Origin of the sequence: Corynebacterium sp. CCUG 51687 (assembly GCF_024453995.1) — a bacterium.
Taxonomy (GTDB): domain Bacteria; phylum Actinomycetota; class Actinomycetes; order Mycobacteriales; family Mycobacteriaceae; genus Corynebacterium; species Corynebacterium pseudogenitalium.
Genome location: NZ_JAGPYT010000006.1, coordinates 1 through 13,804, shown reverse-complemented (window position 1 = coordinate 13,804; position 13,804 = coordinate 1). Strand labels below are relative to the sequence as shown.

Below are 13,804 nucleotides of genomic sequence, written 5' to 3'. Positions count from 1 at the left end.
TGAGGGTGACCTTTCTGGATGTTTGCGTAGTTTTCTGCCGTAAGACCTAAGTCACAATTATGGTGGTGTGATATCTGAATCATCAACACGAAGTGAGGTTTTTAATGAGCGAGCGTATCGCGAGTGACAAGCTGCGCGCCAAGGTCATGACTGCAGAGGAAGCTGCCCAGTTCGTGAACCATGGAGATAAGGTCGGTATCTCGGGATTCACCGGCGCTGGTTACCCGAAGGCAATGCCTGCTGCGATCGCAGCCAAGGCAACCGACGAGCATAACGCTGGCCGGGAGTACGCAATCGACCTGTTCACCGGCGCCTCGACGGCACCGGAGTGCGACGGCGTCCTGGCGGAAGCAAATGCGCTGCGCTACCGAATGCCGTACCAGTCTGACCCGCAGATGCGTAACAAGATCAACGCTGGAGAGATGAAGTTCCAGGACATCCACCTGTCCCACTCCGGCATGATGGTTGAGCAGGGGTTCTTCGGCGACGTGGACGTCGCGATCGTCGAGGCGGTCCGCATTACCGAGGAAGGCAACATCGTGCCTTCCTCGTCGGTCGGCAACTCTGTTGAGTACCTCAACGCGGCGAAGAAGATCATCATCGAGGTAAACGAGTGGCAGTCGCTCGACCTTGAAGGTATGCACGACATCTGGCTCGTGCCACCACTGCCGAACCGCATCCCGATCCCGATTACCAAGGCTGGCGACCGCATCGGTACCACCTACATCGAGATCGATCCGGAGAAGGTCGTCGCCGTCGTTAAGACCAACGCTGAGGACCGCAACGCGCCGTTCAAGGCTCCGGACGAGACTTCTGAGCGCATCGCCGCGAACTTCCTCGACTTCCTCGAGCACGAGGTGCGCCACGGCCGCCTCACCTATGACGGCTACGTTATGCAGTCCGGCGTGGGCAATGTGCCGAACGCCGTGATGGCCGGCCTGATGGACTCGAAGTTTGAGAACATCCAGGCGTACACCGAGGTTATCCAGGACGGCATGGTCGACCTTATCGACGCCGGCAAGATGTCCGTCGCATCCGCAACGTCCTTCTCGCTGTCCCCTGAGTACGCAGACAAGATGAACGCGGAAGCCAAGCGCTACCGCGAGTCCATCATCCTGCGCCCGCAGCAGATCTCGAACCACCCGGAGGTCATCCGCCGCACCGGCCTGATCGCCTCTAACGGCATGATTGAGGCGGACATCTACGGCAACGCGAACTCCACCCACATCAACGGCTCCCGCATCATGAACGCTCTGGGCGGCTCTGGCGACTTCACCCGCAACGCCTACATCTCCTCGTTCATCTCCCCGGCGACCGCGAAGGACGGAGCGATTTCCTCCATCGTCCCGATGGTGTCCCACGTGGACCACACCGAGCACGACGCGATGGTCTTCATCACCGAGTTCGGTGTAGCTGACCTGCGCGGCCTCGCTCCACGTGACCGTGTGGCCAAGATGATCGCGATTGCTCACCCCGACTACCGCCCACTGCTCGAGGAGTACGTGGAGCTGGCGTCGAAGAGCAAGTTCCAGCAGACGCCACACGATCTGCGTCACGCGTTCGACTTCCATACCCGCATCATGGAAACAGGCACGATGAAGAAGTAGCGCCAGCTACGACACCACATCCGGGCCCGTCGGCGAGGCAGCAACCTCGATGCCGACGGGCCCGTCGACGTGTACGACCGCAATCACCGTGCGCTGTGGCAGCGCGCCGGGTAGCGGCTTGTGCAGCAGGACGTCGAGGAGGTGCTCCGCGGCGTCGATAGAAAGGTGCTCGGTTGGTTCGTCGAGCAGCAGTATGGGGGCGTCACTGACCAGGGCGCGGGCCAGCAGCAGTCGGCGGCGCTGCCCGGAGGACAGCGAGTCTGCGCCGTTTTCCAGCATGAAGTCCAGGCCAAACTCGAAGCCGGTCGCCTCCAGCGCTTCGGCCATGCGGGCATCGCTGGCGTCGCCGTTGGCAACCAGCAGGTTCTCCCGCACCGTCGTGGCGAACACCCAGGCGTCCTCCGCGAACAGGCGCGCACCTTCCGCTATGGCCGCCGTCCCGTCGGCGACGGGCAGTAGCCCAGCGAGCGTTTCCAGCATCGTGGTCTTGCCACAGCCGGAAGGCCCGCGCACCAGCATCCGCTGGCCGGGGGCAAGCTCGAAGTCCCATGCTTGGTCGCCGTAGACGGTGCGCAGCGCCTCCGCCCGCACGGCCACGCCGGTCTCCGGGTGGGGGAGGGGGCCGCCGCTGAGCTTCGTTGCCTCTTCGGCGCGGTCCGCGACCTCGCGCAGGCGGTGGGCACTGCGCTTCGCCTGGTCCGCGTGCACCGCAGCCCCCGCGAGTGGGCCGTGCGCCTCAAAGGCCGCCAGCGGCAGCATTACCAGCATGCCCAGCCACACCGGGTTGCCCGTATACGTCTCGACGGCCAACCACGTAATCAGCAGCGCGCAGATGCCCGTGGCCCACGCCTGGATTGCAGACGCGGTGGCCTCCGGGCGCGTGGACTGTGCCCACGCCTTGCTCGCATCCGCTGAGGCCTGCGCGGCTTGCTCTATCAGCGCGTCGCCCTTGCCAGCGACGGCGTACTCCCCCCTGTCGTGCAGCACCGAGTCGAGCTGCAGCGTGAAAGCGTTTTCTGCCTCGACCAGGAAGGTGTTGCGCGAAGCGCGCGTCGCTAAGTAGGGGATGAGCAGGCCCGTGAGCGCGAACCCACCCGCCATGATTACCGCCGCCAGTGGGTGCAGCAGCGCCGCGCCCACGATGGCTACCACCGTGAGCACCACGGCGACGCCACGTGGGACGAGCGTGCGCACGATGTAATCCGTCACGCGCTCCGTATCCGCCACCAGCAGCGCCTGGCCCTCGCCGCGGCCCACACGGCCGGCGGCCGCCTGGGCGTCGTACATGGTGGCGCGCAGCGTCGTCAGCGCGCGCAGGCCCAGCTTGTGCGCCACCAACCGGTCAAGGTAGCGGAACACCGCTCGCGAAATACCCAACGCGCGCACAGCCGTCACCGCCACCGAGAGGTCCAACACCGGCGGCATCTCCCACGCGCGCGTAATCAGCCAGCCGGACAGTACCGTCAGGCTCAGCGCCGCCAGCAGCGTAATCGCCCCGGCGATGATTGGGCTGATCAGGTCGCGGGGACGCACCTGTGCGATGCGCAGCAAAAACTTTAAGTCACTCATACCTGCACCACCTGGTCCGCGGCGTCGAGTACCCGCTGGTCATGGGACGCAACCAGCACCGCAGCGCCCCGCTGCGCCAGCCCGCGCATCCTTCGTATCACTTCGTCGACCAATTCGGGGGAGAGGTGCGCAGTCGGCTCGTCCAACACGAACACGTCCGCGTCCGCGGCGAACGTGCGCGCAATGCCGACACGCTGCCGCTGGCCTGCGGAAATGCCGTCCCCGTACGGGCCGACAGCATGCGCCTCAGACACGCCCACCAGGTCGATGTCCCCGTGCGCGCCAAACAGGGCCACGTTCGAGCCCACGGTCCCAGGCTCCATCGCCGGGGTCGCAGGCAGATACGCCACCTTCTTCTCGACGCCCACTTCGCCCCCAACCATTGCATCCGGCAACTGGCCCAGCACCGCCAACAGCGTGGTTGACTTACCAGAACCATTTGCGCCGGTCAGCACCGTGACCTGGCCGCGCGGGGCGTCGAAGGTGAGCCCATCCGGGCGGACTCCGTCTCGTCCACGCACGCTCAGGTTGCGTACTCGCACACCGGGTTCCTCGGCGATGTAGGAGCCAGTGGTGGAGGAGGGGGCGTCGAGAAGCTCGAGGACGCGCTCGGCGGCGCTCAGGCCGTCGGCTGCGGCGTGGTAGCTTGCGCCGACCCTACGGATCGGTGCGAAAACCTCCGGGACGATGATGAGCACCGTCAGCCCGGCCAGCAGCGTGATCGAACCGGTCACCAGCCGCAGGCCGATGCTCACCGCGACCAACGCCACCGACAGCGTCGCGATGAACTCCAAAGCGAACGAGGACAGGAACGCCAGGCGCAGCACTCCCATGGTGGAGTCCGCGTGTTTTTGGCCCGTTTGGCGGATCTGCTGCGCAGGACGCTTCGTGGCGTGCAGAGCGCGCAGTGTCGGAGCACCTGCCAACAGGTCCGACAGTTGAGCACCCAGCCCAGCTGTGACCTCGAGTCGGCGCTTGGTGTGATCCGCCGTCAACTTGCCGATCAGCACCATAAACATCGGAATCAACGGCAGCGTAATCAGGCAAAACACGCCAGAGATCCAGTCGAAGTAGAAGATGACGGCGACCACGATTGGGGTGCCGATGGCCGTCGAAAAGAGGGCAGGGAGGAACTCCGTGAGATACGGGCGGAAGTCCGTAATGCCGCGCGTGAGCACATGGCGCCACGTCGCCGAATCCTGCTCCACCGTGCGCGGGTCCTGCTTCGCCAACGCCCGCAGCGCCTTCGTCCGCAAGTCCTCTACAACGCCGCCGACCGCATCGGCGGACCAGCGCTGCGCTACCCACGACAACACGCCGTGGGCCACAACAACGCCAGCAAGCGCCAACAGCAACGAGGCACGCGGAACCGCGCGCTCCATCACCGCCGACGCTGCGACAATCCCAATCAAAATACCCCGGGCCACCAGCAGTAACGTGTCTGCAGCTTGCGCAACGCCCGTGCGCACAATGAGTTGGCGCACGGGCGGAACGAGGCGAAGTAGCCGGGGGTCAATCGGCGAGGCCATAGCCTAGACCGACACCCTCTTCCGGAACGCCCAGTAGGTCCAAATCTGACCCGCCAGGACGATCGGGGTGAGGCACACAGCCGCCCACGTCATCACCTTCAAGGTGTACGGCGAGGAGGACGCGTTGCGGATATCCCAGCCAGCGAACAGATCGCTTGTCGACGGCATCACGTCCGGGAATAGCGAACCGAAGAGAACGATCGCGCAGCAGATAATGGCAAACGCCGTCATCCAGAACGCCAAGCCGTCCTTGTTGCCAACAATCGCGACCACGGAGACAACCAGGCCAACTGCAGCGAGCACCAGCGGGATCCAGGTCCAGCCAGCGCCCAGCGTGAGCTGGATCCACAGCAGGTACGCCGCGCCAACGACGATCGCCGGGCCAGCAATGAACTTCTTCGCGAACGCGTGCATCTCAGCACGCAGCGGATCGTGGGACTTAAACCCAAGGAACGTCGCACCGTGCAGCATGAACAGCAGCACGAACGCCACGCCGCCCAGCAGGCCGAGCGGGTTGAGCAGGCCAAGGAAGCCGTCATAGAAGGAGTCCAGGCGGCCCTGCTCGTTGAGCGGAACGCCCATCACGATGTTCGTGAAACCAACGCCCCACAGCAGCGTAGGCAGGTAGGAGCCAAACGCCGTGCCGGCGTCGCAAAGCCTGCGCCACTTCAGCGTGTCCACCTTGACTCGCCACTCCAAGCTCACGCCGCGGACAATCAGGCCCATAAGGATGAGCACCAGCGGCAGGTAAAAGCCGGAGAACAGCGTGGCGTACCACTCAGGGAACGCCGCGAAAATCGCCGCGCCGCCCGTAATGAGCCACACCTCGTTGCCGTCCCAGATCGGGCCAATTGTCCTGATCGCAGCCGTGCGACGACGGTCGTTCTCGATTTCATCGCCCTTCATGAACGGCAACAACATGCCAACACCGAAGTCAAAGCCCTCCAACACGAAGTAGCCGGTGAAGAACACTCCGATGATCACAAACCAAAGCACTTGTAAGTCCATGATTTATAGCTCCTTGTTGTCCGCAGTGGTTGTGGTTGCGCCGGACTCCTGCGAAGACTTGAAGCTCAACGGCTCCAACTCGGTCTCGGCGTTCGGGCCGTAGAGCACGTCCTTCAGGCGCTTGGAGTCGCCCTCGTGCAGTCCAGGCTGGTCCATGCCCTTGCGGACCTGACGCTGAATGAGCCATACCCACAGCACCGCACCGATGCCGTAGAGCACCGTGAACAGCACCATAGAGAGCAGCACCTGCCACGGCTGGTGGTCAGAAACACCGAAGTCCAGCAGCATGTGAATGTTCTGCTCCATCCCCGGGTGGTCCCCACCCTGGAACGCAGGGTTCGGGTGGACGATCCACGGCTGGCGGCCCATCTCAGTGAAGATCCAGCCCGAAATGTTCGACAGCCATGGAGCCGGCAGCGCCACCAGGCACAAGGTGCCCAGCCACTTCGCAGTAGGCACGCGCTTGCCGCGGGTCACCCACAGGCCTACCAGCGCCATCACGACGGAAACGACGATGAAGAAGATCATCATGCGGAAGGACCAGTACGTCACGAACAGGTTCGGGGTGTAGTTGCCCGGGCCGTACAGCGACTCGTAGTACTGCTGCAGATCCAGCACGCCCTGCAGCTCAACGCCAGAAAGCTTGCCCTGTGCCAGGAACGGAAGCACAAATGGCAGGCCGATCAGCTGGGTTGCGGACTCGCAGTCGTTGTACGTCGAGATAGAAAGCACCGAGAAGTGCGGATCCAGCTCAGTGTGGCACAGTGCCTCTGCCGACGCCATCTTCATCGGTTGCTGCGTAAACATCAGCTTGGCCAGCTCGTCACCAGTCAGCGTGATGAGCACCGTCGCAGCGAGGATGACCCACGCACCGAAGCGGGTGCAGGAACGCCACACCGTCGCGGCATCCCCATCCGGATCGCCCTTGCGGGCCTCGCGGATCATCCACCAGCCAGCGACGCCGCACACCAAGGTGCCCGCGAGCATCCAAGCGCCGAACACCGCGTGCGGGAATGCCCACAGCACCGTCGGGTTCGTCAGCAACGCCTTGAAGGAAACCAGCTCAGCGCGGTTCGTTTCCGGGTTGAACACAGCGCCCACCGGGTGCTGCATGAACGAGTTTGCGGTAATAATCCAGAACGCCGAGATGTTCACGGCGATCGAAACAATCCAGATTGACGCAAGGTGTGCCCACTTCGGCAACCTGCCCCAACCGAAAATCCAGACGCCGAGGAAGACGGATTCAAAGAAGAATGCCGTCAGGCCCTCGAAGGCGAGCGGTGCACCAAACACGTCTCCCACGAACGAGGAGTATTCAGACCAGTTCAAGCCGAACTGGAACTCCTGGACGATGCCGGTGACAACGCCCATTGCGAAGTTAATGAGGAAGATGTTTCCGAAGAAACGGGTCGCGCGGTACCAGCGCTCGTCGCCAGTCTTGTGCCAGATGCTTTGCATGATCGCAACCATCGGCGCGAGTCCCATGGTCAGTGGGACGAAAAGGTAGTGATAGACCGTCGTAATGCCGAACTGCCACCTTGACAGATCGACTAAATCTAGCGGCTTGTGACTCCTTCAACGTAAACAACCAATAAAGGTTATGGTCATATATTTACCGTAGCAGGCGCCGAAAACCCCTAACTTCCAGGGAGTATGACCATATATGGGGGTAGCGTCCTGAAGGGTCATTTCGGGGTGGGTTTACGATTTCGGCCCACCCTTGAGTTGTGCTAAGTTGTTGCGCACGGGCCTTTAGCTCAGTTGGTAGAGCTACGGACTTTTAATCCGCAGGTCGCGGGTTCGATCCCCGCAGGGCCCACATTCAGCGCCACGCGACTTCGGTCGGTGGCGCTTTTTGTTGGATGCAGAATGGCTTGAGTCGGCGCGAAGCTTAAAGTGTAGTAACAGGATTGTAGTAACTCTTGTCCGCACTCCCGTTTCGAGGATTACTACAATCCTGTTACTACACTTTGCAAATTTTGGCTAACGAATCACCCTTGAAAACTTGCTATGTACTGGTGATTTGTGATGTTATTCTGCATCGGCTTATGATGGTCGAGCTGTTAACGCAGCGGGCCCCCATCGTCTAGAGGCCTAGGACTCCGCCCTTTCACGGCGGCAACACGGGTTCGAATCCCGTTGGGGGTACTTCAGCCGCAAGGTTGAAACACAAAAACATATGGCCCTGTGGCGCAGTTGGTTAGCGCGCCGCCCTGTCACGGCGGAGGTCGCGGGTTCAAGTCCCGTCAGGGTCGCCATGTTTGAAGAGTCGGAACGGAAACGTTCCGGCTCTTTTTATTTTGTCCAACCTGCCTACATGAAGAGGTGAAGTGGCGTCGAAAAATATGGTTTGTGCTGGCGATTTGCTTGTGTTCGAGAGCTCTGTGTAAAGTATCAACTCGTGCAAGCGACCGTGTAGCGGCCGTGAGTACGAAACTGAATAAGGCCCTGTGGCGCAGTTGGTTAGCGCGCCGCCCTGTCACGGCGGAGGTCGCGGGTTCAAGTCCCGTCAGGGTCGCGAACAGCACTTGTGTTGTTCTGGCCAGATAGCTCAGTCGGTAGAGCACACGCCTGAAAAGTGTGGGGTCGCCAGTTCGATCCTGGCTCTGGCCACACTCCAACCCCTTCACTGCGGTGGAGGGGTTTTGTGTTTCTGTCCCCGAGGATTGGAGCGTTGATTTGTCGCAGCACGACGCAGTACAGCCCGAGCTGAAGAGGAATGACCAGGAGTCCCGCTACGAGATATTTGTCGACGGGCAATTGGCCGGGTTTGCCACGTACGCTGACGTCGACGGTGCGCGGGAGCTGCCACATACGGTGGTGGACCCGAAGTTCCGAGGCCAGGGCCTCTCGAAGCCGCTGATGCAGTTCGCGCTTGACGACGCCCGCTCCGAGGGGCTCAACGTTATTCCGACGTGCCCCGCTGTGGCGCGCTACATTGCGCAGAACCCGGAGTACGCGGACCTCGTCAAGTAGCGCGGATTAGATGACGTAGCTGCCCGGGTCGAAGTACTTGTCGGGGTCGACGAGGTGCTTTGTTTCGCACTCTTGGCGCTCCCTGACCTTGGCAGGAATGCCGACGGCGATAGAGTTCGCTGGAATGGACTTTGTGACGACGGCATTCGCCCCAACCGCTGTGTTGTCTCCGATTGTGATGGGGCCGAGGACCTTCGCCCCGGCACCGATGGTGACGTTGTTGCCGATGGTGGGGTGGCGCTTCGTCTGTGTGAGCACCTGCCCGCCGAGCGTTACGCCGTGGTAGAGCATGACGCCGTCGCCGATTTCGGTGGTCTCACCGATGACGATGCCCATGCCGTGGTCGATGAAGAAGCGTCGGCCGATGGTGGCGCCGGGGTGAATCTCAATACCGGTGAAGAACCGGTTGGCCTGGGCGAGCACGCGCGCTGGCCCCTTGAGGTTGCGCTTCCACATCCAGTGGCACACTCGGTGCGTCCAAATTGCGTGGAGTCCGGAGTAGACGATGGCGTTCTCGAGGTCGCCTCGCGCCGCCGGGTCGTGGTCCCTCGCGTTGGCGAGGTCCTCGCGGATCATGTGAATCACGCGGATGGCCGTTTTGATCATGTGGCGATCCTATCAATGACCATCCGTGTGGGTGACGTCGTGCTGGGTCGGCCTAGTCGCGAATGTCTTCGTAGAGCACGGTGGAGACGTAGCGCTCGCCGAAGTCCGGAATGATCACGACGATCGTTTTGCCTTCGTTCTCGTCGCGGGCGGCGAGTTCGAGCGCCGCCTTGAGGTTTGCGCCCGCCGAGATGCCGCCGAGGACACCGTCCTTCAGCGCAAGTTCGCGTGAGGTGGCGACGGCGTCTTCGTTTGAGACTGTAATAATCTCGTCGATGACGTTGCGGTCGAACGTGCCAGGGATGAAGTTCGCACCGAGGCCCTGAATCTTGTGCGGGCCTGCCTCGCCGGTGGACAGCAGTGGGGAAGCAGCTGGCTCGACTGCGACGGCCTTGACGGATTCCTTCTGCTCTTTGAGGTACTTCGCGGAGCCAGAGATCGTGCCACCTGTGCCGACACCGGCAACCACAATGTCGACCTCCCCATCAGTGTCGTTCCAAATCTCGGGGCCGGTGGTCTCGTAGTGGACCTGCGGGTTGGCTTCATTTTCGAACTGGCTGGCCAGGATTGTGTTTTCCGTCGTCTCGACGATCTCGTTCGCCTTATCGACGGCCCCCTTCATGCCTGCCGCGCCTGGCGTCAATACGATCTCTGCCCCGTACGCGCGAAGGACCACGCGACGCTCCTGCGACATTGTCTCCGGCATGGTCAGGATGACTTTGTAGCCCTTCGCAGCGCCGGTGAGCGCGAGTGCGATGCCGGTGTTGCCCGATGTCGCTTCCACGATGGTGCCGCCTGGCTTCAGTTCGCCGGAGGCTTCCGCCGCGCGGACGATAGCGTCACCAATACGGTCCTTGACGGAATTTGCCGGGTTGTAAAACTCAAGTTTTGCTAGGACGCGTGCCTTGAGCCCGTCAGTGATGCCGTTGAGCTCTACGAGCGGCGTATTGCCGATGAGGTCCAATACTGACTTTGCGATCTTTGCCATGAAAATAACTCCTTTACCTGTATGTTTCGCTTACGTTGCGTTCTTGTTGCGCGATTATACACTCGCGACATGAACCAGCTAGTCTTTGTCAAATAGACCGATTTGTTCACCTACTTCCGGGGTTGTGTTTCTGTGAATGTGTGGCAAGTGCAAAGTTTGGCTACCCCCGAAAACGCGTTATGATGAAAGGGCTTTGAGTCAAGTTCGACAAGCAGTGTCCCTAAACAGGGGACACTCGAACGGGTGGAAAGCGAGAGATCATTGACCGACGCACAGTGCCTTAAGGAAGACGACGACGCCATCCGGGCAGCGTTGACCACGCTGAAAACCGCAACCGGTATCCCCGTAGCCATGTATGGCACCCTCCTGGCGGATAACCGTTTGCAGATCACGCAATGGATCGGACTACGGACTCCAGCCCTGCAGGAGCTTGTCATTGAGTCAGGTGCCGGTGTAGGTGGAAGGGTCGTCGCTACGCGCCGCGCGGTGGGTATTTCCGACTACACACGCGCGAATGTCATCTCCCACGAGTACGACAAGCAGATTCAAGACGAAGGCCTGCACTCCATCGTTGCAGTCCCGGTAATTACCCAGCGCGAGATCCGTGGCGTCCTCTACGTGGGTGTGCACTCGCCGGTGCGTTTGGGCGACAAGGTGATTGAAGAGGTTGCTATGACGGCTCGCTGTCTCGAGCAGGACCTCGCGGTCAATACCGCCCTGAGGCAGGGCGACGGCGCGCGCGCCGGACAGAAGACGGGTCGCGTTATGAACAGTGCTGAGTGGGAGCAGGTTCGCTCCACGCACTCGAAGCTGCGCATGCTAGCAAATCGTGTGGGCGATGAAAATCTTCGCAAGGAAATCGAGCAGCTGTGTGACCAGATGGTTTCCCCGGTGCGCGTGAAGCAGACGACGAAGCTTTCCGCTCGTGAACTCGACGTTCTTTCCTGTGTTGCGCTCGGCCATACCAATGTTGAGGCCGCGGCCGAGATGGGGATCGGTGCCGAGACGGTGAAGTCCTACCTCCGCAGCGTGATGCGCAAGCTTGGGGCACACACCCGCTACGAGGCCGTTAACGCAGCTCGTCGCATCGGGGCGTTGCCGTAACCGTTGTTGGGTACGCTGGGTTCCGTGAAAGAACGATTTTTAGTCTCTGGCGGTACCCGGCTTGAAGGCGTCGTAAAGGTAGACGGCGCCAAGAACAGCGTGTTGAAGCTCATGGCGGCAGCGCTGCTCGCCGAAGGTACAACAACGCTATTTAACTGCCCCGAAATTCTCGACGTCCCCCTCATGCGGGACGTCCTCGTCGGACTCGGCTGCTCCGTAGATATCGACGGCACCGTGGTCACCATCCACACTCCTGCTGAGGTTTCTCCCCACGCCGACTTCGAAGCCGTCCGGCAATTCCGCGCCTCCGTTGCGGTGCTTGGCCCGCTCGTCGCCCGCTGCGGCGAGGCGTATGTTGCCCTTCCTGGTGGCGACGCGATTGGGTCCCGACCTCTAGATATGCACCAGTCTGGCCTGGAGAAGCTCGGGGCGACGACACACATCGAGCACGGAGCCGTTGTTGCCCGCGCCCAGCAGCTGCACGGCGCGGACATCGCACTCGACTTCCCCTCGGTTGGTGCGACCGAGAACATCATTACCGCGGCAGTACTTGCTGAGGGGCGTACTACTCTCTCCAACGCGGCACGTGAACCGGAGATCGTCGACCTTTGCGACATGCTCCGGGCCATGGGGGCGAAGATCGAGGGTGCGGGAACGTCGACAATTGTTATCGATGGCGTCCAAAAGCTGGAGCCGACGCAACACACCGTGGTTGGCGACCGGATTGTTGCCGGAACCTGGGCTTACGCAGCTGCAATTACTCAGGGCGATATCACGGTATCCGGCATTGCACCAGGTCACCTGCACCTTCCTTTGCAGAAGATCAAGCTGGCTGGCGCGCAGGTGGAGACTTACGACAACGGTTTCCGCGTACGCATGAACCAACGCCCCAAGGCCGTCGACTACCAGACGCTGCCGTTCCCCGGCTTCCCGACAGACCTGCAACCGATGGCGATTGCACTTTCCGCGGTAGCCGACGGCGTTTCAGTCATTACGGAGAACGTCTTCGAAGCGCGCTTCCGGTTTGTCGACGAAATGATGCGCCTCGGCGCTGACGCCAACATCGATGGCCACCATGTGGCTCTTCGTGGCGTTTCGACGCTCTCCTCCACGGATGTATGGAGCTCTGACATTCGTGCGGGCGCGGGACTCGTCCTCGCTGGCCTTGTCGCGGAAGGGCAGACCACGGTGCACGATGTCTACCACATTGACCGTGGTTACCCGCGATTTGTGGAGCAGCTCAATGAACTCGGTGCGAAGGTGCAACGAGCAAACGATTAGAACGCTTAAAAACCGGTCCCTCCCAGGCGATTTGTGTTGTTTGTTGGTTCGTGGTTAGTTTATCCCTCGTTGCCGACGAGCGGCCTGGCCGCTTGGAGGGAATGATCAAAGTGAATAAAGTTGCTGCTTGTGGGCGGTTTTGAGTCTGGCTGGTTTGGTTGGATTTGACTTTGTGTTTACGGGTGTGTAACTTTGTTTCAGCTGCTTGACGCTGGCTCTGGTTGGGGTTGGTTGTTGGGTGTGCGGTTGTTGTTTGAGAACTCGATAGTGTGCCAATGTACTTTTTATTTTTTTGATTGCATTGACTTTTGGTTGCGTGCTGTGTGCCATGTTTTGGTGTGTGCCGGCGGTGATGCTTGAACCTATGATTGGGTGTCACTGGTGTGGTGCAGATGCACGGTCATGTTGACTGTATTGGTTGATGTGGTTGTGACTGGTCCTGTTTTGCCCCGTCGGGTTGGGACCGGTTGTTTGTACTTTACATTTTGTAATTTTAGGATTTTGCCAGTCCATTAATGATGACCGTGTTGGTTGTTGTTGGTGGTTGGTTTGTTTTTGGTTAGGTTTTCAGGCTTTTCACGGCCTTGTTTCTTTCTGAAATAGTTTTTGTGGAGAGTTTGATCCTGGCTCAGGATGAACGCTGGCGGCGTGCTTAACACATGCAAGTCGAACGGAAAGGCCAGTGCTTGCACTGGTACTCGAGTGGCGAACGGGTGAGTAACACGTGGGTGATCTGCCCTGTACTTCGGGATAAGCTTGGGAAACTGGGTCTAATACCGGATAGGACAACTTTTTGGATATTGTTGTGGAAAGCTTTTGCGGTATGGGATGAGCTCGCGGCCTATCAGCTTGTTGGTGGGGTAATGGCCTACCAAGGCGTCGACGGGTAGCCGGCCTGAGAGGGTGTACGGCCACATTGGGACTGAGATACGGCCCAGACTCCTACGGGAGGCAGCAGTGGGGAATATTGCACAATGGGCGCAAGCCTGATGCAGCGACGCCGCGTGGGGGATGAAGGCCTTCGGGTTGTAAACTCCTTTCGCTAGGGACGAAGCGCAAGTGACGGTACCTGGAGAAGAAGCACCGGCTAACTACGTGCCAGCAGCCGCGGTAATACGTAGGGTGCGAGCGTTGTC

The 13,804-nt window shown here is 60.7% G+C and carries 10 protein-coding genes, 5 tRNA genes and 1 rRNA gene; 10 read left to right on the top strand and 6 right to left on the bottom strand.

Translation table 11 applies throughout. The annotated features are described in order from the left end of the window. The first annotated feature begins 104 nt into the window (after nt 1-104). Entirely contained in the window at nt 105-1,607 is a 1,503-nt protein-coding gene (locus tag KBX13_RS07090) for an acetyl-CoA hydrolase/transferase family protein (protein ID WP_070361953.1), read from the top strand. 6 nt (nt 1,608-1,613) lie between these two features. On the opposite strand, the gene cydC is transcribed toward KBX13_RS07090, so the two are convergent. The 4 genes from cydC to KBX13_RS07070 are packed head-to-tail and all read right to left on the bottom strand — an operon-like array spanning nt 1,614 to nt 7,258. After that, a complete protein-coding gene (gene cydC / locus KBX13_RS07085; RefSeq protein WP_256021428.1) occupies nt 1,614-3,176 on the bottom strand; it encodes a thiol reductant ABC exporter subunit CydC in 1,563 nt (520 codons plus the stop codon). Further along, nucleotides 3,173-4,705, bottom strand: a complete 1,533-nt coding sequence (locus KBX13_RS07080) for an ABC transporter ATP-binding protein/permease (RefSeq protein WP_256021426.1) — start codon at nt 4,703-4,705, stop codon at nt 3,173-3,175. The genes cydC and KBX13_RS07080 overlap by 4 nt, the downstream gene beginning before the upstream one ends. Nucleotides 4,706-4,708: 3 nt before the next feature. Continuing rightward, on the bottom strand, nt 4,709-5,713 hold the full coding sequence (cydB, locus tag KBX13_RS07075) for a cytochrome d ubiquinol oxidase subunit II (RefSeq protein WP_256008636.1): 1,005 nt from the start codon (nt 5,711-5,713) through the stop codon (nt 4,709-4,711). A gap of 3 nt (nt 5,714-5,716) precedes the next feature. Then, entirely contained in the window at nt 5,717-7,258 is a 1,542-nt protein-coding gene (locus tag KBX13_RS07070; protein ID WP_256021522.1) for a cytochrome ubiquinol oxidase subunit I, read from the bottom strand. A 201-nt stretch (nt 7,259-7,459) separates the two neighbouring features. Between KBX13_RS07070 and KBX13_RS07065 the strand changes: the two genes are divergently transcribed. The 6 genes from KBX13_RS07065 to KBX13_RS07040 all read left to right on the top strand — a co-directional run bounded on the left by KBX13_RS07065 (nt 7,460) and on the right by KBX13_RS07040 (nt 8,689). Beyond that, nucleotides 7,460-7,532 (top strand) — tRNA-Lys (locus tag KBX13_RS07065). A 256-nt stretch (nt 7,533-7,788) separates the two neighbouring features. Further along, nucleotides 7,789-7,861: transfer RNA gene (locus KBX13_RS07060), tRNA-Glu, on the top strand. A gap of 33 nt (nt 7,862-7,894) precedes the next feature. Then, nucleotides 7,895-7,971: transfer RNA gene (locus KBX13_RS07055), tRNA-Asp, on the top strand. 186 nt (nt 7,972-8,157) lie between these two features. Beyond that, nucleotides 8,158-8,231, top strand: a tRNA-Asp gene (locus KBX13_RS07050). A 22-nt stretch (nt 8,232-8,253) separates the two neighbouring features. Next, nucleotides 8,254-8,326: transfer RNA gene (locus KBX13_RS07045), tRNA-Phe, on the top strand. 66 nt (nt 8,327-8,392) lie between these two features. Then, entirely contained in the window at nt 8,393-8,689 is a 297-nt protein-coding gene (locus KBX13_RS07040) for a GNAT family N-acetyltransferase (RefSeq protein WP_070361958.1), read from the top strand. Nucleotides 8,690-8,695: 6 nt separating this feature from the next. On the opposite strand, the gene epsC is transcribed toward KBX13_RS07040, so the two are convergent. Next, nucleotides 8,696-9,295, bottom strand: coding sequence for a serine O-acetyltransferase EpsC (gene epsC / locus KBX13_RS07035; protein WP_070361959.1), 600 nt, complete (start codon nt 9,293-9,295; stop codon nt 8,696-8,698). A gap of 52 nt (nt 9,296-9,347) precedes the next feature. Further along, nucleotides 9,348-10,283, bottom strand: coding sequence for a cysteine synthase A (gene cysK, locus KBX13_RS07030; protein WP_070361960.1), 936 nt, complete (start codon nt 10,281-10,283; stop codon nt 9,348-9,350). A gap of 261 nt (nt 10,284-10,544) precedes the next feature. Here cysK and ramA point away from each other — a divergent pair, with 261 nt between their 5' ends. The 3 genes from ramA to KBX13_RS07015 form a co-directional block, all read left to right on the top strand. After that, nucleotides 10,545-11,387 (top strand): acetate metabolism transcriptional regulator RamA, encoded by an 843-nt coding sequence (gene ramA, locus KBX13_RS07025; protein ID WP_070478053.1) that lies wholly within the window; start codon nt 10,545-10,547, stop codon nt 11,385-11,387. 24 nt (nt 11,388-11,411) lie between these two features. Continuing rightward, nucleotides 11,412-12,668 carry a UDP-N-acetylglucosamine 1-carboxyvinyltransferase gene (gene murA, locus KBX13_RS07020; RefSeq protein WP_070361962.1) on the top strand — a complete coding sequence of 419 codons (1,257 nt, stop codon included), beginning with the start codon at nt 11,412-11,414 and terminating at the stop codon, nt 12,666-12,668. A 605-nt stretch (nt 12,669-13,273) separates the two neighbouring features. Beyond that, nucleotides 13,274-13,804, top strand: a 16S ribosomal RNA gene (locus KBX13_RS07015); the annotation flags it as partial.

Excerpts from the sequence above, each read along its gene's own strand:
- cydB (WP_256008636.1), bottom strand. The coding sequence starts at position 5,713 with ATGGACTTACAAGTGCTTTGGTTTGTGATCATCGGAGTGTTCTTCACC.
- KBX13_RS07090 (WP_070361953.1), top strand. The coding sequence starts at position 105 with ATGAGCGAGCGTATCGCGAGTGACAAGCTGCGCGCCAAGGTCATGACT.
- cysK (WP_070361960.1), bottom strand. The coding sequence starts at position 10,283 with ATGGCAAAGATCGCAAAGTCAGTATTGGACCTCATCGGCAATACGCCG.
- epsC (WP_070361959.1), bottom strand. The coding sequence starts at position 9,295 with ATGATCAAAACGGCCATCCGCGTGATTCACATGATCCGCGAGGACCTC.
- KBX13_RS07080 (WP_256021426.1), bottom strand. The coding sequence starts at position 4,705 with ATGGCCTCGCCGATTGACCCCCGGCTACTTCGCCTCGTTCCGCCCGTG.
- cydC (WP_256021428.1), bottom strand. The coding sequence starts at position 3,176 with ATGAGTGACTTAAAGTTTTTGCTGCGCATCGCACAGGTGCGTCCCCGC.